We start from the raw sequence: 21,285 nt of genomic DNA, 5'->3' as shown, positions 1-21,285 counted from the left end.
CCCGCGATCTAGACGCCCCACTATCTAAACACCCACAATGCAAACGCCCCCACAGGCATGGCCTATGGGGGCGTTGTCAGTCCGAGCTCTTGATATGGCGCTCAGCGTTCTGCGTTCACCTCAGCCATCACGGCTTGCGCGGGCCGCGTGGCTTGTTGCTCTGAGTCTTGCCAGAGCTGTCCTTGGCAGGCGCTGTCTTGCCTGAATTCGTCTTGCCAGCTGCTGACTTTCCAGAGCTTTCCTTGCTGGCGCCGCCCTTGGCAGCCTTGCCTCTCATGGCATTGCTTTCCTGCTTCTCACGCAGGGCACGCGCTTCACGCGCATCCAGCGGCTTGCCGACATCCTTGTTGTCTTCAGGACGCTGCTTGGCCGCGTACTTTCTGGGCAGTTTGGTCGTGCTGTTCGGGTTGACCTGACCATCACGACCAATCGCCGGCGTGCTGCGCATGCTGACCCGCGTGGAGCCTTCGCGGCGGCCCTTACCCGGCACGCTGGAGGACCAGTCGCTCCAGCTGGCAGAATCCTTGCCCGCTCCCTTGCCTGCCGTCTCGCCCTTGCCACGCGGACGAGTCGGCTCGACAGCGGCCGTCGACTTGCGCTCGGCAGGCTTCTCGCTGACGCGCTTCTGGCTCGGCGCGGAATGCCCATGGACCTCATCCTTGACCTGCGCCTTGATGCTGGTCTTGGGCTTGGCAGTCGCGGAATGACGCTTGCCCTTGGCCTTGGGCGTCGCACTGTCATTGCGCACGCGAGGCTTGGCCCAGCCTTCACCGCGCTTGAGCTTCTCGCGCTTGGGCTTGGCCTGGGTCACCTCGACATCGCTGTCGCGCTTGACCTTCTGGTTGAGCTTGCGCAGCGACAGCAGGCGCTCACGCGGCATCGGCTTGGGCTCGTTGCGTTCGCGGGCGACCTCCTCCGACAGCCACCACAGGCCCTTGTGCTCGACGGCAACCGACTGCGGAGCCGGCAGCGCGCCCTTGAGCACCTCGACCACTTCCTGCATGGCGGTGGAGAACTGACGATCGAACTGCCACGGCGGATTGATCACCAGCATGCCGGAGCCGTACATGCCGTGCTCGCCTTCCGGTGAATCGATCGTCAGCTCACTGCGCCACATCGGTGCCGGCGAATGCTTCTTGAGACGCTCGAGCAGATCATGCTGACGCCCCGCCGGCAGCAGCGGATACCAGATCATGATGGTGGCATGACGTGACTTGCGCAGGGTCTCGACCACGACCTCGGCGACATCACGATAATCATTCTTCAGCTCATAGCTGGGGTCGATCAGCACGGCGACGCGCGGCGTGGTGACCGGCACGGCCGCCAACAGACCGGACAGACCATCCTGCTGACGACGCATGACCTTGCCGAGGCTGTCACGCTGCACCGGCGCCTGATCGAAGTGGTAGATCTCGCCCGGATGCAGCTCATAGGCCAACAGGCGATCGCCGCGGCGCAGCGACTGGCTCAGCCACCAGGGCGAACCGGGATAGACGCTCAGCTCGCTGGCGCTGCCCTTGGCGGCATCCGGCTGCATGTCCGCCAGACGTGACAGCCAGCGAGCCAGCGGCTTGTCAGCTGACGGGGTCTTCGGCTCACCCGCATCGGTCAACCAGCGATCACGCACCTGCCACAACGGCAGAACGCCCTGCTCGTATTCGCGCAGCTGTTCCGTCTCGCGGGCCGCCAGCGGATACCAGCCACGACCGGCGTGAGTATCGATAAACGTAACAGGAGATTCTTTACGTAATAGTTGCTCGGCCAGGGTGGTGGCGAGCAGGTGCTTGTGCAGGTCGGCAAAATTGCCAGCGTGATAGGCGTGCTGATAGGCGAGCAAGAGCGCCTCCTTGATACGGCGATATCTGCCACATCCAGCGAGGCAGCAGATAGAAATCGGGGGGCGGCGACGAGAGGAAAACCAGACAAGGCCGCCGAAGGGGCTGAAGGATAGCAGAGATGATCACTTGTCACCCCAAAAGCCGTGCTTGCCAAGCAACGAGGCCCACGCAAATGCGCAGGCCTCGTGGTCATTCACCGTCATGTCGCCATGACAGCTGATGGGTCTCAGCTTTCCATCGGCGTCAGCGTGATCTCGACGCGACGGTTCTGGGCGCGCCCGGAGGCGGTGTCGTTGGATGCCACCGGGCTGGCTTCACCATAACCGCGCATGTTCAGACGGTTGAAGGCGATGCCACCACTGGCCAGATAGTTGCCGACGGCCTGGGCACGCAGCTCGGACAGGTTCTGGTTGTAATTGCTGGCACCGGTGGAATCGGTATAGCCCGCGATGTTGACGCGAGTCTCGTCGTATTCCTTGAGCACGGTGATGACGCCATCCATGACCGGCTGAATCTGGCCGGACAGGGTGCTGGAGTCGGAGCCGAAGGTGACGTTGGACGGCATGTTGAGGATGATCTGGTCGCCGACACGGGTCACGCTGACACCGGTGCCCTGCAGCTGATCACGCAGCTTGGCTTCCTGAACATCCATGTAATAGCCGATACCACCGCCCGCGGCGGCACCCGCAGCGGCGCCGATCAGCGCCTTGTCGAGACGATGGTTACCACTCTTGGTCGCCCCGGCGATTGCGCCGACGACCGCACCGATGCCGGCACCCTTCGCCGCACTGGAGGTCTGCTGCTCATTGGTATACGGGTTGGTCGTGGAACAACCCGCCATCGCGACGGCGGCTGCCAACGGCAGGGCCAGGAGTACAGACTTCTTCATGGTAACGCTCCCTATCTACACACTCATTAAAGGCAAGACGACAATTGCGCAAATAATCGTCATGCCTCCGATAATGCCTGATCAATCAGGTGTCGAACATGGCCAGCAGGTCATTGAGGAACAATAAGCCCTGCGGCGTGGCGCGCAACAGCACGTCATCCTCAACGATGAGCCCGCGCGAGCGCGCCTGGCTCAGGCCCGGCTCCAATGCCTCGCGATCCAGCCCGGTCGTGCGACGCAGATCCTCGAAGCTGACACCCCCGGTCAAGCGCAGTGCATTCATCATGAACTCCAGCGCCAGCTCATCGCGGTCAATTTCCTGCTGACCCGCCACGAACCCGCGAGGGTCCTGCATCCTGCGCAAGTACGCTTCAGGCTGACGACTTTTCCAACGGCGTTGGAGTTGCAACTCGCCGTTCAAGTTCCCTGCCGAGTCGGTCTTCAACAACGTCAACTTGCCGTGCGCGCCCGCTCCGATGCCCAGGTAATCACCGAATTTCCAGTAATTGAGGTTATGACGCGCGCTGCGCCCTTCAAGGGCATAGGCGGAAATCTCGTAACGACGGAAACCGGCAGCCTCCAGCTCGGCGTGACCGTGATCCTGGATATCCCACAGCAGATCATCTTCCGGCAGTACCGGCGGGCGCGAATAGAACTCGGTATTCGGCTCCAGCGTCAATTGATACCAGGACAGATGGGTCGGCTTGAGTGCCAGCGCACGCCGGATATCATCCAGCGCGGTCTCCAATGTCTGGCCCGGCAGGCCATGCATCAGATCAATATTGAAATTGTCGAAGCCCGCCGCCCGTGCGCTGGCCACCGCGCGCCCGGCTTCTTCAGCGGAGTGGATGCGCCCCAGCACCTCGAGCTGCTCCGGCTGGAAGGTCTGCACGCCCAATGACAAGCGATTGATGCCGGCGGCACGATAGGCGGCAAAGCGGCCCTGCTCCAGTGTGCCGGGGTTGGCCTCCAGCGTGACCTCGCAGTCGGCAGAGAACGTCATGCGCGCCCGCAGGCCATCGAACAGTCGCTGGTAAGCCGCCCCGCTCAGCAGACTCGGCGTGCCGCCGCCGATGAAGATGCTGTGCAATTCACGCTCGGGCTGGCCCTGCAGCAACTGCAGGTCCTGATCGAGATCGGCCAGCAGTGCCGTGATGTATTCCTCTTCAGGCAAGCCGGCATCACGCCCGACCCCGTGGGAGTTGAAGTCACAGTAAGGGCACTTGCGCACGCACCACGGCACGTGAATATAGAGCGACAGAGGCGGCAGGTTCGCGGCGGACATCACGCCTGACCGCTCTGCGCTGCAAGCGCCTCGAGCAACTGCTGCATCGCACGTCCCCGGTGGCTGAGACGGTTCTTGGTCTCGGCATCCAGGGCCGCGGCGGTCATGCCATGCTCCGGCAGCCAGAAAAGCGGGTCATAGCCGAAGCCACCCTCGCCTTGTGGCGCGTCAAGGACACGTCCCTCCCAACTGGCCTGAACGATGATCGGCACCGGGTCTGCCGCATGGCGCAGATAGACGAGCACGCACCAGTAGCGCGCCGTACGCGCTTGCTCAGGCACGCCCTCAAGCGCTGCCAACAGGGCGGCGTTGTTGTCACCATCACCGCTACCTTGCTGACGCCGCGCGGCAAAGCGTGCGGAATAGATGCCCGGCTCCCCGCCCAGCGCATCGACTTCGATCCCGGAATCATCGGCCAGCGCCGGCAGGCCGGTGACCTCTGCGGCGTGGCGCGCCTTGATCAACGCATTCTCGACGAAGGTCAGCCCTGTCTCTTCGGCGTCACTCACTCCCAGCTGCCCTTGAGGCATCGGTTCGATCCCCAGCGGTGCGAGCAAGTGGGAAAATTCACGTAGCTTGCCGGCATTGCCACTGGCCAGTACGAGAGAAGAAGCGGACATGTGAATCTCCGGGGTAGGAACAACGAGAATGCGGCCGCGTGTGAGTCACACGGGCGAGGCGCTTGCAGCACCCCATTCTAGCGCGTGAGTCCGGTGCGTACACGCGAGGGGTCTGCGCCAGGCACGACTGAGATCCATGGTGTCATGGGCCGATGTCACTCATGTGCTCAACTTGAAGACTGACAGGCCGATACAGGCTATCTGCCTCAGCGCGGGCTAATGCCTGTGCAGGATTTGTCTGTGCCTCGCGGCTCAAGCAAGTAAACATCAACCGAAAAAAACCCGTAACTCGATGTTTTGTATAGCCTTTAAGTGGGAAATAAAAGAAATGGGCGTTATGCCATCTAACACTATGCGCAGCGCCAGCCCCCAGGTGTCACTCGACTAGACTTCAAGACAACCATCGAATCACCGTGGATTCATGTCTCCGCCTCAGCCTGCTGATGATGAGCCCCCCAAAACGCTTGCGACAGGAGCGCCCCATGACTGCTACCAGAGTCCTGTTCGTGACAAGCCCTTCACCGCAGACCGAACTGTTCGTCGAGTACCTGCAAGAGACACTGAAATGTGTCGTCGAGGCCTGCCACCATGAAGCCCCACTGCCGTCATCTCCCAGCCTGGTGCTGATCGACAGCACCCAGTGCAGTCTGACCCAGATGATGCGATGGAGCCATATCGACAAGATCGCTGCCTTCAATGTCGAACATGAAGACGATGCCATCTCACTACTTCTGAATATTCCTTTCAGCGGGATCTTCTATCGCCAGGACAGCCTTGAACAAATCAGCAAGGGTATCGGCAAGATACTCGAGAATGAAAACTGGCTGACTCGCAATATCATGCAGACGTTGATTCGTCATTATCGTCAACAACAACAGATTGCCTTCCAGCCTGTCATGGGACTGACACAACGAGAACTGGAAATATTGTCACTCATAGCGTCACAGCAAAGTAATGCAGATATCGCGCATAGATTGATGTTGAGCCAGCACACCGTGAAGTCTCATTTATATAACATCTTTCGCAAGATCAGAGTCCACAACCGCCATCAGGCGATCCAGTGGGCCCACGAGCACCTCAACCTTTACATCCCCAAGCGCACGACGGAGCCGGAATCCTGAGGCTCAGGTGACGCTGGACGAGCATCTCTTCCAGCAGTTGGATCTGTGAGGTCACCACAGCGACAGAGCATGTCTCACGTCGGCTACGCGTAGTAAGCGCTTCACTTTTCAAGAGTGAAATGACTCATGCGCAGTACTGCGTCGCATTCCTGACACCCCTCGAATGCGGGGATACAAAAAGACAAGCCCAGTTACATAATGACATTAAAGAGAAGCCTTCAAGCATTAGATCTGTGGTACCTTTGAACCAGTGAAAAGCTTGGTAAAAAAAGCGCAAAGGTCTGGTTTTCATTGCACTCTCGAGAAGGGTCATCATGACCGGCGCTAATTTCATCAGGTTTACGTACTGTTTTTCCTATTCTTTTTCTGGGTCAAATCAGGACTGGAGGGGAAGGATAAACTGGTTATTTTAGCAAGTACTGATTAGAGGTTGCCTTATCCCCACTATCGCGCAATCCTATAAAGGTGCTCAGCGCGTAATGCCCGACGTGAATGAGTGCAGTGCTACACGACTCACCCAACCACACTTCAGATATGGCTCCGCCAAGAAAAATCGGTACGACAACTCAGAGGTCTCGCACCATGATTACAGGGAACGCAATGGTGCTGCTGGTGACTGACTGCAATCCGCAGTCAGCGCTTTTCATGGATTACATTCGCCAGCAGCTTGAGTGTCAGGTGGCTTCCGCAAGCCCCGACGAGGATTACACACCCGGGCAGGCAGAAAGAACGATAGTGCTGCTGGACACCGACCACGTCGATGAAGGCACGATGCAACGCTGGGATGCAGATGCCAGCCAGGATGCCAGCGCAGAGCTGGCCGCTATCAACATCAGTGATGAAGAGGAAGCTGCCAGCCTGCTGGTCAGCACCCATCTTCAAGGCGTGTTCTACCGACAGGACAGCCTCTCACTGATCAGCAAGGGCATCGCGAAACTGCTGGAAGGCGACATGTGGATGTCCCGACCGCTGATGACCCGCCTGCTGGATTTCTATCGCCGTCAGCAGCTCAACGCCTATCGCCCGGTCTGTGGTCTGACCCAGCGTGAGGTGGAAATCATCGGCTTGCTGGGCACGGGTGCCTCGAATACCGAGATTGCTGACCAGCTGTTCGTCAGTGAACACACGGTCAAGTCACATCTCTACAACATCTTCCGCAAGATCAAGGTGCATAACCGCATTCAGGCCATGAACTGGGCACGTCAGAACCTGGCAATGCCTGTCTCGCGCACCCCACGCATCGCTCGCAGAGCACAGATGTCGTGAACGGTCGGGGCATGACAAGCCGCCAGGTGGTCGCCTGGGGACTGACATGCTTCAGTCTGTCGCCCGCCTTCGCGCAATCCGCGCCGGAGGCGGTGCGACCCGAGGTATCCGTTGCCAGTGAAGAGCAGCAGGCTCGCCGTCAGGGGGAAGATGGGGTCGCCATCCAGCGCACTCGTCCCACGCTCTCCGACGGTCTCAGCGGCGTGATGATCGATCGCACCATGACCATGATCGGCAAGACCTTCTTCCGCCAGTTCAGCCAGCAACGCCTCGATAGCCCAGCCATCCGCAACACATCCCTCAGCATCCATGAACGCCCCTCAGCACGCTGGGGCAGCCTCATCTGGATCACCGAAGGCAACAACGTTCTGTATGAAGCGACGCTCCCTCCGCGCCTTAATGACGTGGATATGTACGCCAGCGCCGCTGTATCAAGCGTCTCCGACCAGTTCCTGCGTCGCAAGGTCATGGAAGCCCTGCGCAACGACCCGGACATGGCCGGTGACGAATTCTGATGTATTGAAGACCGACATAATAAATGGGCTCCGGACACGGAGACCCTGACAATACGCAAGGGAACAGGGGAACATCATGAAGCATCAGACACTCGCGGTGTCGTTGCTGTTGTCGGCGATGCCGCTATATGCCGGTGAACTCATCTATCAGCCCATCAACCCGAGTTTCGGTGGCAACCCTCTCAATGGCAGCTACCTGCTTGGCAAGGCCCAGGCCCAGGACACCCATGAGGATCCTGATGCCTACTCTTTCGATAGCCTCTCCGATACCGAAATCTTCATCAATGACCTGCGCAACAGCCTGGTCTCTGATGCCATCACCGACGCCGTAGAAGCTACGGAACCCGGCCGTTCCAGCGTGATCGACAGTGCGCAGCTGCGCATTGAAGTGGTCAGCAACGGCAATGGCGGTTTCTCCATGCAGGTGCTTGACCGCGCCACAGGTGAAACCACCGTCATCAACCTCGGCACATCAGGCAATACATTCTGATCCGCTACTGATGAAGGGTTTCGTCCAATGAAGATACTCACTCCCATGCTGGCCGTTGCCAGCCTGGCGCTTGCAGGCTGTGCGCCGATGGTCGCCAATACCCAGGGTCTTGAAGGGGTGCCCAGCACCTTGATGCCAAGAACCGCCACCTATCAAGACCTGATCAGTCTGCCGCCTCCCGCCGGGCGTATTCCGGTCGCCATCTATGACTTCCGTGACCAGACGGGCCAGTACCGGCCTGCCCCTGCCAGTACCTTCTCTACGGCGGTCACCCAGGGTGGCGCCGCCATGCTGAGCGCCGCATTGTCGGACTCCGGCTGGTTCATCCCACTCGAGCGCGTGGGACTGCAGAACCTGCTGACAGAGCGCAAGATCATCCGCGCCAACATGGAGCGCACGGGACAGAATGATCTTGCCGCGTTGCAAGCCGCCAACCTGCTGTTCGAGGGTGGCATCATTGCCTTTGACTCCAATGTCAGAACAGGCGGGGCGGGCGCGGAATACTTCGGGATCGGCGCCTCTGGTCAGTATCAGGTGGACCAGGTGACGGTCAATCTGCGCGCTGTCGATATCACCACGGGGCAGGTCATCGCCAACGTCAATACCAGCAAGACGATCTACTCACGCGAGCTGAGGGCGGGCGTCTATCGCTTCATCGATTTCAGTCGCTTGCTGGAGATGGAAGCGGGGTATACCAGCAATGAACCCGTACAGATGGCGGTCATGTCCGCCATCGAATCTGCCGTGATTCACTTGATTGCGCAAGGCGTCGAACGCCAGCTCTGGGTTCTCCAGGACCCGGACAGCCTTCAGACATCAGAGCTGATGGATTACCTGCAAGCCCCGACCCCGATGTTGTAGAGCCAGCCCACATTCAAGACCCCGTAGAGAGCATCTTGGTATTCGCGGTGTTTATCTTTCCCTCAAAAGGCAGTCACCTCACAAGAGGTGGCTGCCTTTTTTCGTGTCTGCGCAAAACATAAGAAATAAATAAAACAACAAAGCATGAAATATCATGCGCCTAATACCGTCAACAGTAATACCTCCCTGAACGGTGCTGAAAATCTGGCCACCCTTTGTCATTACTCACCGCTATTGGGCAAGACATTATAAGTAGCAAGCTCTAGCCCTCATAAACCCGAAAAGGACTGATGGTGATGGCCTCGATAAAGACCAATAGTTAGAGCACTTAGACGGTCACCTGGATGGACTCACGCCATGGCTTCGGCAAAGCATCAACAAAGAAGAATGCTACAGGCCTGCCTTTTCTTCTCATCACTGACATTCAGCTTGTGGGTGTTGGCCAATGACCTGGCGACCACCTCCGAATTGGGAAGCAGCCACTCAGTGGCCGTCATCGAGCAATCTGGCACGTACAACACAGCGATGATCGCTCAGCATGGCAATGGCAACGCCTCATTGATTGACCAGAGCGGTGCCCTGAATGAAGCAGGTGTCGATCAATATGGCAATGGAAACACGGCATACACGCTGCAAGAGGGTGCCCTGCATGAAGCCAGCATTCTTCAGCATGGCCAATATCATGATGCGCTGATCATTCAGCAAGGTGTTGGGCAAAGCGCCAGCATTCAGCAGACAGGCATCGGGGGAAGCGCCACGCTTCTACAACAGGCCAGTAGTCAGGTACCGGCAAGTATCACTCAATATTCACGGGGCCATATGCGTGTCCAGGTCATACAACAGTGATCTTTACCACGATGGCTCGCATGACATCGCTCTATGACGATGATGCTTGTGAAGGTGGTGGCTGAATATTCGCTTTCGTCGAATCGACAATATGGATTTTGCTTAGCCAGGAGGTGTTCTCGCTTTCATGTAGTCAAAAGTCCTGCATGACGAACACAACCTTCTGGAAAGGGCACAAAAGAGCAGTAGCAGTACAACATGATGTCGCGGATCACGAAAAACCAGACCGTCATCATGTCAGGGGATGCACGACCAGAAGAAAATCAATAATAAAAACACAACTCAAAAAACGATCTACACAAGGGAACAAACCATGAAAATCCAAATGAGCTTGCTGGCTGCCGCTGTCGCTTTCTCTTCACATGCGATGGCAGTGGACAATGCTTCCGACATCGATCAGACCGGTTTCGCCAATGGCGCGACGGTCACCCAAGGTGATCGCAATGGAAACCCGTTCAACGCCGGAGAGCATACCAGTGATATTGACCAGACAGGGGCCTTCAACGGCGCCACTGTCTACCAGAGCGGCGTCGCGAGCATTGCCAGTGTCAACCAGCAAGGCCTGGCCAATATGGCGGATGTCCTGCAGAGGGGGCAGGCACAGATAGCAACTGTCTACCAGGATGGCCGCCGCAACCACGCTGATGTCGACCAGAAAAGCTTCAAGAACACGGCCACCATCACCCAGGAAGGCCTGCGCAACAACTCCGTCTCCAAGCAAGGCGATAGCGGCCCGAACTCAAGTGGTCGTTTCAATGAGTTGACCGTGACCCAGACAGGCGCCTTCAACTCGTCCATTGCCACGCAAAGCGGTAGTCACGAGAAAGCGACCGTGACCCAGATGGGCCTCGGCCATGATTCGGATGTCGAACAGAGCGGTGACTACAACGTCGCTTCCGTCAGCCAGAGCGGCATCTACCATGACTCCAGCGTGTTACAGAGCGGGAAGTACAGCAAGGCACGTGTCATGCAGACGGGGGCCTTCAGTGACTCGGACATCGCACAATCCGGCAAGCATCAGCGAGCTCGTGTCATGCAAAGCGACAAGTCACACGATTCCGATATCAATCAGGCGGGTGGCTACAACCGTGCCAGCGTATCTCAGTCTGACTTCCACAATGACTCCGAGATAGACCAGTACGGTTACGGTAACCGTAGCATGGTCATTCAGAGCGGTGCCTTCAATGATTCTGATATCAAGCAGGCTGGCCTGGGCAATCTGGCCATGACTGAGCAAAGCGGCTTCAACAACGATGCCAATGTCACGCAGGTTTGGGCGGTTGATAACGAGTCCTATATTACCCAGACCGGTTACAACGACAGTGCGACCGTGCTGCAGGTAGGCGGACATAACGAATCCACCATTCTGCAGCAGGCTGGCGGCTTCATGAGCTTTGCGCCGAATACTGCCAATGTGACGCAGACTGGTTTCACCAACTCTTCCACCATCACCCAGACTGGCGGTGGCAACGTAGCCAACGTGATGCAGTACTGATCACGCCCCAGCCAGGATGTCTTACAGAACCCCGCGCAAGCGGGGTTTTTCGTTTTTCCGCTCGGTGGATCCCCATAATGAAAAAGGCCGCTGACAGGGTTGTCAGCGGCCTTCCAGTACCAGCCGCGAAACATCTATCGCAGCGGCAAGTTACTTCTTTGGCGGTGTCACGACATTCTCCGGGAAGGACTTGCGATAACTCTCAAGGCTTTCATCCACCATCTGACGGCCCTTGCTGACCTGCTTGTTACCGCTGGCGATCCGCGCCTTGCCCTTCTTGATCTGACCATTGCCCTTGTCGATCAGCGCCTGGCCCTTGGCGATATTGGATTCGCCATCATTGACCAGATTCTCACCACTGACGATCTGCTTCTCACCCGCGGCCACCAGAGACTTGCCGCTCTCCCAATTATCGGCCAGCTGATCACGCACCTTGGCGACGGCCTTGGCTTCCTCAGCCTGACCGCGCATGAGATCAGCGGTTGTCGGCTGGCTGGAGCAGCCCGCGAGCAGTGCCAGACTGATGGCAGCGGCGGCGGTATTTACGCATTGTTGGCGCATGATATTTCCTTTCCAGATGCATAGCTTCCCAACCAAAGCCAAGGCTCACTCGGGAGCGCACTATGCAATACAAAAAAGGGCATGGCGGTCATTCCGCCATGCCCCATGACAACGATCGCTCGTCTCAATGCAGCCTGAGCTGCTCACGAATCAGGCGAGCCAAGGTGACATTGGCGTTGGGCGCTGTCGTGTCGATATGGACCAGCTGACCATGCTCTTCTGGCGCAAATGGCTCGCGATTGGCCAATTGCTTGTCGAGCACTTCCAGACCCGCTTCGGAAGCCTCGCCACTGCGCTGACTACGCTTGATGATGCGCTTGCGCAGCGTCTCGTCATCGGCCTCGAAGCTGATCATCAGCACCGGCAGGCCACGGGCTTCTGCCTCATGACGCAGACGATCACGCTGCACCTTCTTCAGGCAGGTGGCATCGATGCAGACGGGGATGCCCGATTCCAGCAGCGTGGCTGACAGATTCGAGAGTCGCTCGTAGGTCGCATGGGTGGCCTGGGGGGTATAGATGCCGCCATTGAGCCCGGACTCGGTATCGGCATCCGCCGCAAAGCCATACAGACGCTTGCGCTCCACATCGCTGCGAATGCGTACACCGCCCAGTTCACGCACCATCTCTTCGGTGAAGCGACTCTTGCCACTGCCGGAGACACCCACACCGATGATCATGTAAGGGAAGCGGATCTCGCTATAGCGCTCCGCCAGCCCGATATAGCGCTCGTACTCGGCCAGCACATCGGCGCGATCCGCTTCACACAGGTCAGGCTGGTGATAGCGAATCATCGCCACCTTGGCCCGGATCAGTGCGCGATAGATCTTGTAGTACGGCAGCAGACGCACCAGCGAGTAATCGCCGGAGAGCTCGAGATAACGGTTGAGCGCATGATGGGCAAAGGCCTGCTCATCACGCGCTTCGAGATCCATCACCAGGAAGGCCAGGTCACAACCGACATCATTCCAGCGCAATTCTTCATTGAACTCGATGCCGTCAAACAGCAGGGCACGGCCTTCATGGCGCACGGCGTTACCCAGATGGATATCGCCATGAGTCTCACGCACGAAGCCTTCCTGCCAGCGACGCTCGAACTCGGGATTGAGGCGCTGGAAGGTCTCTTCGGTCCACTGCTTGAGCAGCGCGAGTCGCTTGATGGCCTCGGCATCATCACCGAGGCGCGGACGAATCAGCTCGAACTCGTTGTCGATGGTACGACTGACCATCTGCGGGCTACCCAGCTCGCTATCGCCCTGGATGCGCTCGGCCTGCTCGTGGAAGGCCACCAGCTGGTCGACCAGATCGTCCAGCAATTCCAGCGACAGCTCGCCACTGGCCTGCAGGGCGCTGAACAGATGGCGATTGGAGAATTGGCGCATCTTGACCGCGTACTCGAAGACAGCACTGTCGTCTCCGATGCGCGGAGCCTCGGGCGTGCCCGAGATCGCCACGGTATCCAGGTACAGCGTCGGTGCCAGACGGCGGTTGAGGCGCACTTCCTGTTCACACAGGAGCTTGCGGCGCTCAAGGGTCGAGAAATCCAGGAAGCTGCCGAAATCCAGCGGCTTCTTGATCTTGTAGGCGTAGTCGCCGGTCAGCACGATCCACGAGATATGCGTCTCGTGCACTTCGATATCCTTCACGGGGTGATCGAAGCAATCGGCTGTGTGAAGGGCTCGAATCAAGGCCTGGCTCAAGGTCATCTCCGCTAAGGCAAGCTGGCTATAAGGTCATTAGCGCAATCGCTATCGTTGGCGACAAGTGTACCGGATGGCAGCCCGCCCGGCAGCCTGCCGAGCGGGTTCCTGTCTGCGTTGGCCAACCCGCGGACTCAGGTACTGTCTTGCGTCGCACTCAGTTCGATGCGGACATCTGCGCAAAGACCCGCTCGGCCGCATCCAGCGTGGCCTGGATATCAGCATCGGTATGCGCCGCGGACATGAAGCCGGCTTCATAGGCGGACGGCGCCAGATAGACACCTTCGGCGAGCATCGCGTTGAAGAAGGTCACGAAATCCTGCTGACGGCAGCGCGTGGCGGAGGCGAAATTGCTGACCTCTGCGTCATCGGTGAAGAAGACACCGAACATGCCACCGGCATGCTGGGTAATCAGACGGATGCCTGCCGCCTTGGCACGGCTTTCCAGGCCTTCACACAGCATCTCGACCTTGCGTGAAAGCTCGGCGTGGAAGCCGGGCGCCTTGAGCTTGCGCAGCAGCGCGACACCAGCGGCCATCGCCAGCGGATTGCCTGCCAGCGTCCCGGCCTGGTAGACCGGCCCCAGCGGCGAGAGGTGGTGCATGATCTCGCGCTTGCCGCCGAAGGCACCCACCGGCATGCCGCCGCCGACGATCTTGCCCAGGCAGGTCAGGTCCGGCGTGATGCCGTAATGCGCCTGAGCGCCACCCAGGGCGACACGGAAGCCCGTCATCACCTCATCGAGGATCAGCACGCTGCCGTGGGCATCGCACACTTCACGCAGGCTTTCGAGGAAGCCCGGAACCGGCGGGATGCAGTTCATGTTGCCGGCGACCGGCTCGACGATGATACAGGCGATCTCGTCACCCAGCTCGGCGAAGCAACGACGCACGCCCTCGGCGTCGTTGTAGTCCAGCGTGATGGTGTGCTCGGCCAGCGAGGCCGGCACGCCCGGGGAGCTGGGCTCGCCATGGGTCAGCGCGCCGGAGCCGGCCTTGACCAGCAGCGAGTCGGAGTGACCGTGATAGTTACCCTCGAACTTGACGATCTTGTCGCGGCCGGTGAAACCCCGCGCCAGGCGGATCGCCGACATGGTGGCTTCGGTGCCGGAGTTGGTCATGCGCACCATGTCGAGGCTCGGCAGCATCTCGCAGATCAGCTCGGCCATCTCGGACTCGATCTCGGTGGGCGCACCGAAGGACAGACCACTCTCGAGACGCTCGCGCACGGCGCTGAGCACATCTTCATCGGCGTGGCCGGTGATCATCGGCCCCCAGGAACCGACGTAATCGATATAGCGCGTGTTCTCCACATCGAACAGATACGCGCCCTTGGCATGGTCGATGAACACCGGCGGACGATGCAGCCCCTTGAAGGCGCGGACCGGCGAATTGACGCCACCTGGAATATGACGGCTGGCGCGTTCGAACTGGGCAGCGGACGTGGTCATGACATACCTCTTGATAAGCGGCGAGCGGCCATCGGCCGCGAAAATGGAGAAAAGGGGGATCAGACACAAAGACGCTGTGGATAACGTGAATGCAGCTTGTCCACAGGCGATGAAACGGCCCGATAGCCTCGGGGCGGCAAGGGGGTGTGGATAACCCGAATGCCATCGATGGCGACAGCTTAACGCGACTCACGGGTGAGTTGCAGCCGCGCGAGCGCAAGGGGTGCCGGCATCGAAAGGGGCAATAGCGCTATCGCCAGGGCAGAAACTGGGCCTCAGGTAGCGCGCCTTTTCGCCCACGCTGCTGGCCATCGACGAGACTCTGCCAGGTGGCCTGCTGGGCAGCCTGCCATGCCGATGGCAACGCCATGCCGCGCGCCAGACGCACCGCCAGGTGCGAGGCCAGCGTGCAGCCGCTGCCATGGAAGCTGCCCGTCAGTCGCGGGCAGTCCAGTGCGAGCGTGGCGTGGTCACGGCGATACAGACGATGGATCACCGACGGCTCAGCCAGCGAATCAGTATCGCGCTCGACAGGATCAGTACCGGTGACCAGCACGGCCCCGGCACCTGCCGCCAGCAGATGCTCGGCAAGTCGGCCGTCGCCCGTCCCCGTGGGGCAGGCCGCCAGCCGCGCAAGCTCCGCGCGGTTGGGCGTGAGCACATCCACATGCGGCAGCAAGCTCTCACGCGCCTGATGGATCAGCGACTCGGTGGAAAGCTCCAGCCCGCCGCCCGCCTTGAGCACCGGGTCCCACACCACGGGCAGCCCCGGCCAGCGCTGCTGGAGTTCCTCGATCAGCGTCACGCACGCCGTGAGCGCCGCTTCGCTGGCGAGCAGACCGATCTTGAGCGCGCCCGGGCGGAAGTCCTCACACAGGGTGCGGGCCATGGCGAGCATCGACTCGCCCGATTGCGGGATCACCGCCTGCACATTGCAGGAGTTCTGCACCGTCAGTGCCGTCGGCACCGTCAGCGCCCAGCCGCCACCGGCGCGGATCGCCTCGCTGTCGGCGATCAGACCCGCGCCGCCACTGGGATCATGCCCCGCCAATACCAGCACGTAGGGCAGTTGCGCTGAGCACTCGGTCATGGCTGAACCATCCCTCAGAACGGTTTGACGATGACGCAGATGACGATCACCACCAGCATCAGCACCGGCACTTCATTGAAGAAGCGGAAATAGCGCGAGGTTCTCTTGCAGGTGTCGGCGGCGAACTGCTTCAGATACAGGCCACAGGCATGGTGATAGCCGACCAGCAACACGACTATGGTCAGCTTGAGGTGCATCCAGCCCATGCTCATGAAGCTCGGCACCAGCGCCAGCAGCCAGATCCCCAGCACCAGGGTCGCGATCATCGACGGCATCATGATGCCGCGATAGAGCTTGCGCTCCATGGTCTTGAAGTACTCGATGGCCTTGTGGTCGCCGGCATCACGCGCCTGGGCGTGATAGACGTACAGCCGGGGCAGATAGAAGAGGGCAGCAAACCAGCACACTACGGCAATCAGATGGAAAGCCTTGATCCACAGATACATGAGGGAGCTCCGTCAGTCAGGGTCGGGAAGGTCAGAAAGTGGACGCGCGGATGATGCAATCGGATCGCCACGATGGCATGTGGCACCGCCAAGGCCCATGCGGTATGCGGTCGCGGCAGGCGCGCGCAGAGCGAATTCACGCCTGAGAAGCAGGTGCCACGCCACGCTTCAGGGCGTATAGCGATAGTAGCTCTCTATTGCATCCCGCGTGATGATACCTGAAATCTTGCGAATCATCGGTGCCGTGGTGTGCTCGACATAGAGGGCATCGACATCGCTGGGCAGCAGCCGCTCATAGGCCTCGGACAAGGTAGCCTGCAGGTGGATGGGCGCGAGATCCAGACGCTGAGCGGGGATCTCGAGCAGGTCGAGCTCCTCCTGCTCCCGCCAGTGCTCATCCATCAGCACACGCACCAGATCCGCCGCCGGCAGCGCGACCATCGGCTTTTCCGGCGTCGAGCGCGTGACCACCAGCCAGACCGGCTTGCTGTCGAGCAGGGCGCGAGCACGTTCACGCGTGATGCGGCGCGGCACGCTGACCAGCGAGCGCTCCATCACCGCCGGCACCGCCACCCGCGACAGCGCCTGCATCAATGGCTGCTGGAGCGGATGCAGGCCCTGCGCCGTCAGCGTCGAGATGAAGAAGCCCTGGCAATGGCACAGCTGGCGACAGGTCAGGCCTGCCACCACCACCGCCAGCATGCCGGGCAGGATGATATTCGGCGAATGCGTCAATTCGAGCAGTGCCATCAGGGCGGCCAGTGGCGCCTGAAGCACCGCACCCATCATCGCCGCCATGCCGAGCAGGGCGTAAAGCGCGATGTCCGAGGCCTGGTCCGGCAACAGCCAGCCGCCCAACATGCCCATCAAGGCCCCGGCAGCGGCGCCCGCCACCACCACCGGGCCGATGATGCCGATCGGCACGCCACAGGCCACGCATAGTGCCGACAGCACCAGCTTGCCGATCACCAGCGCCAACAGGATATCCAGCGCCAGCTGGCCGTCGAGCAACTGGGCCAGGCTGTCATAGCCGATGCCTTGCACCTGGGGATACCACCACGCCACGGCGGCCGTCGAGACCCCGACCAGCGCCATGCGCATCCCCCATGACAGGTGTGCCACGCGCGCCTGCTGACGCGCCAGATGCACGAAGCCCCCCGCCAGCAGGCCGATGACCAGCGCCGTGACGATGACCCAGGGCAGGTCGAGCAGGGAATGCAGCAGCAGAGACGGCACCGCGAAGGCCGGCGCCGAGCCGTAGACCATCTGCGTGACCACCGCGCCGGTGGTCGAGGCCAGAATCACCGGCATGAAGCCTATCAGGGTGTACTCCATCATCACCACTTCCATGGCGAAGATGACCCCTGCGATCGGCGTATTGAAGGAGGCGGAGATGCCCGCCGCGGTGCCACAGGCGACCAGCACGCGCAGGCTGTTGTTGGGCAGCTTGAGGCGCTCGCCGATCCAGCTCGAGGCGCCGGCGCCCAGGTGGATCGCCGGGCCTTCACGTCCCGCCGACAGACCGCCGAGCACGCTCACGACCCCGACCACGACCTGATTGAGCCAGGCACGCAGCGGCATCTTGCCCTGATGGTAGGTCAGGCGCTCGATGACATGACCGATGCCCAGCTTGCGCTGCGCCGGATGCTGTCGCCCCAGCACGATGCCGATCACCAGCACCGCCAGCAGCGGCAGCGAGGCGCGCACCCAGGGGGCAAGCCCCTCGAAGTTCTCCGGATTGTCATCGGGCATGAAGCCCAGGGCACCGGCGCTCAACAGCAGGCGGAAACCGACCATCAATGAGCCGGTCAGCAGCCCTGCCACCAGCCCCAGCAGACACAGTTGCGGGAGTGCATCGACCGCCGCCAGCTTGCGCCGAAAATTGTCGAGACTGGGACGAGGCAGATGCGGACGCGTCAGGCGTGACACTCACGACTCCTTGAAGGCACTGGCAATGACAGAGGACATCCATGTCGGCAGCGCATTACTGCCCGCCTGACACCTGTGTATCATATCGATTGCGAACCGTCGCGACCGTGCGCAATCCGACAACCTCGGCACAGCATGGCGCAACGCCTGTCTCGCGCACAGGCCACCAAAGGTCGCAGCAGCAGATCGGACACAAGATTACATCTCGCATCAACAGGACACCGCCCGAAGGCGGGGAGGCAGCATGATCAAGGTAGGTATCGTCGGCGGCACCGGTTACACCGGAGTGGAACTCCTCAGGCTCCTGGCCAGCCACCCGCAGGTGGAAGTGACCGTGATCACCTCGCGAAGCGAGAAGGGCGTGCGTGTCGACGAGATGTACCCCAATCTGCGCGGCCACTACGACACCCTCGCGTTCAGCGAGCCGGATGCCGAGGTGCTGGCCGCCTGTGACGCCGTATTCTTCGCCACGCCTCACGGTGTCGCTCACGCCCTGGCCGGCGATCTGCTGGCACGCGGCACGCGTGTCATCGACCTGTCCGCGGACTTCCGCATCAAGGACGCCGACGTCTGGGCCGAGTGGTATGGCCAGCCGCATGGCGCGCCCGAGCTGCTCGGCGAGGCCGTCTACGGCCTGCCGGAAGTCAATCGCGATGCCATCCGCGAAGCGCGCCTGATCGCGGTGCCGGGCTGCTACCCGACCTCCGTGCAGCTGGGGCTGATCCCGCTGCTGGAAGCTGGCCTGATCGAGACCGACAACATCATCGCCGACTGCAAGTCCGCCGTCTCCGGCGCGGGTCGCGGTGCCAAGGTCGGCTCGCTGCTGTGTGAAGCCGGCGAGTCCATGAAGGCCTACGGCGCCTCCGGCCATCGTCACCTGCCGGAAATCACCCAGGGGCTGGACCTGGCAGCCGGCAGCGCGGTCGGCCTGACCTTCGTCCCGCACCTGACGCCGATGATCCGCGGCATCCACTCCACCCTCTATCCGCGTCTGAGCGGCTTCAGCGGCACGCTGGAAGATCTGCAGGCGCTGTTCGAGCAGCGCTACGCCGATCACCCCGCCGTCGATGTCATGCCGCTGGGCAGCCATCCGGAGACGCGCAGCGTGCGTGGCACCAACCTGTGCCGCATCGCCCTGCATCGTCCGGGCAACGGCGACACTCTGGTGGTGCTGTCGGTGATCGACAACCTGGTCAAGGGCGCATCAGGTCAGGCCATCCAGAACCTCAACCTGATGTTCGGTCTCGATGAGATGATGGGGATCGGCGCGCCGGCGATGATGCCCTGAACCGCCAGCGTACGCCCGCAAGGCAGCACGTCAGACAAAGTTGACCCTTTTGCTCGGATATAGGGATAATAGGCGTCATTCCGTTCTCTATACCGTGCCGGGCGCTGTCTCCAGCGTCCGGCCTCCGACTCCTTCCAGGAGGCCCGCATGAGCGAAGCACAAAGCTTCATCCCCACGCCGTTGTACCTGTCCGAGCGCGCCAGTGCCCGGATTGCAGCGCTGCGCGCGGAAGAAGCCAACCCGGAGCTGCGTCTCAGGGTCTACGTCACTGGCGGCGGCTGTTCCGGCTTCCAGTACGGTTTCGATATCGCCACCGATCTGGCCGATGACGACACCGTGGTCGAGCTGGGCGAAGCCGCCATCGTGATCGACCCGCTGTCCTACCAGTATCTGGTCGGCTCGACGATCGACTATGAGGAAGGTCTGGCGGGCGCCCGCTTCATGATCCAGAACCCCAATGCCACCAGCACCTGTGGCTGCGGGTCTTCCTTCATGGTCTGATCATTGAGGGTCTGACCAGGGAGCGTCTGACCAGGGAGGGCTGACAGGCCCGCACACGACATTGGCGTCTTGCTGGCGCCTGATCGCCCCCTACCGGTTCCCGGTAGGGGGCGATTTTTTTTTCGTCATCTCAGTGGCTTGCAAGCTTCCCTTCGCCGCATGGCAGCAGCGGGAGACTTGACGGGGTCCGGTGTGCTCGTCAATCTAAAAACGCTATACATCCTAAAATCTAAATATAAAGAGGAATGTAAAATGCGCAGATCTCACCTGCTGGCCTCTCTCTCTGGCCTCGCGGCCGCCACCTTCATGGCCAGCGCTGCCCATGCCGTCACCCTCAAGGCGGCGACCGACCCGAGCTTCGTGCCCTTCGAGATGCTCGACCAGGAAAGCGGCGAGATGGTCGGCTTCGATATCGACATCCTCAATGCCATCGGCGAGCGCGCCGGCTTCGATATCGACCTCAAGACCATGGACTTCAATGGCATCATCCCGGCCGTACAGACCGGTAGTGTCGATGTCGCCATCGCCGGCATCACCATCACCGAGGCGCGCGAGAAGATCGTCGACTTCACCGATCCCTACTATGACTCCGGCCTGCAGATTCTGACCTCGGCCAACAACGGCGACATCGAGGATATCGAGGGCCTGGAAGGCAAGAAGATCGGCACCAAGATCGGCTCCACCAGTTACGACTACCTCACCGCCAACCTTGGTGACTCCACCATCACGCCTTACCCGGGCAGCGCCGACATGTACATGGCCCTGATATCCGGCAGCGTCGATGCCGTCTTCTACGATGCCCCCAACGTCGGCTACTTCGCCAAGACCAAGGGCAATGGACGCGTCAAGACGGTGGGGCCGCTCTATGAGGGCCAGCAATACGGCATCGCCTTCACCGAAGGCAGCGAGTGGACCGAGGCCGCCAACAAGGCGCTGGCCGAGATGAAGTCCGATGGCAGCTATGCCGAGATCTACCAGAAATGGTTCGGCGCCATGCCCGGCGACAGCCAGTAAGCCGCTTTCGACTCGCCTCAGACACCCCACGTCGCGTAGTGCAGATCATCATCACGACATTTCGGCAGCGACAGCCTGCCG

General features: G+C 60.5%; 20 protein-coding genes. 10 read left to right on the top strand and 10 right to left on the bottom strand.

Annotation, left to right across the window (positions count from 1 at the left end):
- Window positions 1-127: 127 nt before the first annotated feature.
- The 4 genes from LCW13_RS17375 to rdgB all read right to left on the bottom strand — a co-directional run bounded on the left by LCW13_RS17375 (window position 128) and on the right by rdgB (window position 4,632).
- A complete protein-coding gene (locus tag LCW13_RS17375) occupies window positions 128-1,837 on the bottom strand; it encodes a 23S rRNA (adenine(2030)-N(6))-methyltransferase RlmJ (RefSeq protein ID WP_153636735.1) in 1,710 nt (569 codons plus the stop codon).
- Between the two features lie 227 nt (window positions 1,838-2,064).
- The gene (locus tag LCW13_RS17370) at window positions 2,065-2,727 is read right to left on the bottom strand and encodes an OmpA family protein (RefSeq protein ID WP_043331663.1); all 663 of its coding nucleotides are present in this window, start codon (window positions 2,725-2,727) and stop codon (window positions 2,065-2,067) included.
- 85 nt (window positions 2,728-2,812) lie between these two features.
- Window positions 2,813-4,012 carry a radical SAM family heme chaperone HemW gene (gene hemW / locus LCW13_RS17365; protein WP_043331665.1) on the bottom strand — a complete coding sequence of 400 codons (1,200 nt, stop codon included), beginning with the start codon at window positions 4,010-4,012 and terminating at the stop codon, window positions 2,813-2,815.
- Window positions 4,012-4,632, bottom strand: a complete 621-nt coding sequence (gene rdgB, locus LCW13_RS17360) for an RdgB/HAM1 family non-canonical purine NTP pyrophosphatase (RefSeq protein WP_131431073.1) — start codon at window positions 4,630-4,632, stop codon at window positions 4,012-4,014. Before rdgB ends, hemW begins: the two co-directional genes overlap by 1 nt.
- 482 nt (window positions 4,633-5,114) lie before the next feature.
- Between rdgB and LCW13_RS17355 the strand changes: the two genes are divergently transcribed.
- The 7 genes from LCW13_RS17355 to LCW13_RS17325 all read left to right on the top strand — a co-directional run bounded on the left by LCW13_RS17355 (window position 5,115) and on the right by LCW13_RS17325 (window position 11,226).
- Complete coding sequence (locus tag LCW13_RS17355) at window positions 5,115-5,753, top strand: LuxR C-terminal-related transcriptional regulator (protein WP_172978732.1); 639 nt, start codon at window positions 5,115-5,117, stop codon at window positions 5,751-5,753.
- 582 nt (window positions 5,754-6,335) lie between these two features.
- Complete coding sequence (locus tag LCW13_RS17350; RefSeq protein ID WP_043331668.1) at window positions 6,336-7,019, top strand: LuxR C-terminal-related transcriptional regulator; 684 nt, start codon at window positions 6,336-6,338, stop codon at window positions 7,017-7,019.
- Window positions 7,020-7,030: 11 nt separating this feature from the next.
- Entirely contained in the window at window positions 7,031-7,534 is a 504-nt protein-coding gene (locus LCW13_RS17345; RefSeq protein WP_043331669.1) for a CsgE family curli-type amyloid fiber assembly protein, read from the top strand.
- Window positions 7,535-7,610: 76 nt separating this feature from the next.
- Window positions 7,611-8,024, top strand: a complete 414-nt coding sequence (locus LCW13_RS17340) for a curli assembly protein CsgF (RefSeq protein ID WP_043331671.1) — start codon at window positions 7,611-7,613, stop codon at window positions 8,022-8,024.
- Between the two features lie 27 nt (window positions 8,025-8,051).
- Complete coding sequence (locus LCW13_RS17335) at window positions 8,052-8,885, top strand: CsgG/HfaB family protein (RefSeq protein WP_043331673.1); 834 nt, start codon at window positions 8,052-8,054, stop codon at window positions 8,883-8,885.
- 357 nt (window positions 8,886-9,242) lie between these two features.
- Window positions 9,243-9,731, top strand: a complete 489-nt coding sequence (locus LCW13_RS17330; RefSeq protein WP_153636733.1) for a hypothetical protein — start codon at window positions 9,243-9,245, stop codon at window positions 9,729-9,731.
- 244 nt (window positions 9,732-9,975) lie between these two features.
- Window positions 9,976-11,226 (top strand): hypothetical protein, encoded by a 1,251-nt coding sequence (locus tag LCW13_RS17325; RefSeq protein WP_153636732.1) that lies wholly within the window; start codon window positions 9,976-9,978, stop codon window positions 11,224-11,226.
- Window positions 11,227-11,376: 150 nt separating this feature from the next.
- Here the strand turns inward: LCW13_RS17325 and LCW13_RS17320 are convergent, their stop codons facing one another.
- The 6 genes from LCW13_RS17320 to LCW13_RS17295 form a co-directional block, all read right to left on the bottom strand.
- A complete protein-coding gene (locus LCW13_RS17320) occupies window positions 11,377-11,787 on the bottom strand; it encodes a hypothetical protein (RefSeq protein WP_215823642.1) in 411 nt (136 codons plus the stop codon).
- A gap of 124 nt (window positions 11,788-11,911) precedes the next feature.
- Window positions 11,912-13,432 (bottom strand): bifunctional aminoglycoside phosphotransferase/ATP-binding protein, encoded by a 1,521-nt coding sequence (locus tag LCW13_RS17315; RefSeq protein ID WP_225347450.1) that lies wholly within the window; start codon window positions 13,430-13,432, stop codon window positions 11,912-11,914.
- A 211-nt stretch (window positions 13,433-13,643) separates the two neighbouring features.
- Window positions 13,644-14,936: a glutamate-1-semialdehyde 2,1-aminomutase gene (gene hemL, locus LCW13_RS17310; protein ID WP_043331681.1), complete on the bottom strand. Its 1,293-nt coding sequence runs from the start codon at window positions 14,934-14,936 to the stop codon at window positions 13,644-13,646.
- Between the two features lie 250 nt (window positions 14,937-15,186).
- Complete coding sequence (thiD, locus tag LCW13_RS17305; RefSeq protein WP_153636729.1) at window positions 15,187-16,026, bottom strand: bifunctional hydroxymethylpyrimidine kinase/phosphomethylpyrimidine kinase; 840 nt, start codon at window positions 16,024-16,026, stop codon at window positions 15,187-15,189.
- Between the two features lie 14 nt (window positions 16,027-16,040).
- Window positions 16,041-16,472 carry a protoporphyrinogen oxidase HemJ gene (gene hemJ / locus LCW13_RS17300; RefSeq protein ID WP_225347449.1) on the bottom strand — a complete coding sequence of 144 codons (432 nt, stop codon included), beginning with the start codon at window positions 16,470-16,472 and terminating at the stop codon, window positions 16,041-16,043.
- A gap of 168 nt (window positions 16,473-16,640) precedes the next feature.
- The gene (locus LCW13_RS17295; RefSeq protein ID WP_153637018.1) at window positions 16,641-18,392 is read right to left on the bottom strand and encodes a chloride channel protein; all 1,752 of its coding nucleotides are present in this window, start codon (window positions 18,390-18,392) and stop codon (window positions 16,641-16,643) included.
- A 253-nt stretch (window positions 18,393-18,645) separates the two neighbouring features.
- On the opposite strand from LCW13_RS17295, the gene argC reads away from it, so the two are divergent.
- The 3 genes from argC (at window position 18,646) to LCW13_RS17280 (ending at window position 21,204) form a co-directional block, all read left to right on the top strand.
- Window positions 18,646-19,689 (top strand): N-acetyl-gamma-glutamyl-phosphate reductase, encoded by a 1,044-nt coding sequence (gene argC, locus LCW13_RS17290; RefSeq protein WP_054556364.1) that lies wholly within the window; start codon window positions 18,646-18,648, stop codon window positions 19,687-19,689.
- 147 nt (window positions 19,690-19,836) lie between these two features.
- The gene (erpA, locus tag LCW13_RS17285; protein WP_043331693.1) at window positions 19,837-20,190 is read left to right on the top strand and encodes an iron-sulfur cluster insertion protein ErpA; all 354 of its coding nucleotides are present in this window, start codon (window positions 19,837-19,839) and stop codon (window positions 20,188-20,190) included.
- Window positions 20,191-20,442: 252 nt separating this feature from the next.
- Window positions 20,443-21,204, top strand: a complete 762-nt coding sequence (locus LCW13_RS17280; protein WP_153636727.1) for a transporter substrate-binding domain-containing protein — start codon at window positions 20,443-20,445, stop codon at window positions 21,202-21,204.
- Window positions 21,205-21,285 lie beyond the last annotated feature (81 nt).

The organism is Cobetia amphilecti (assembly GCF_020217465.1).
Lineage (GTDB): Bacteria > Pseudomonadota > Gammaproteobacteria > Pseudomonadales > Halomonadaceae > Cobetia > Cobetia amphilecti.
This window is presented reverse-complemented; position numbering and strand designations above follow the sequence as displayed.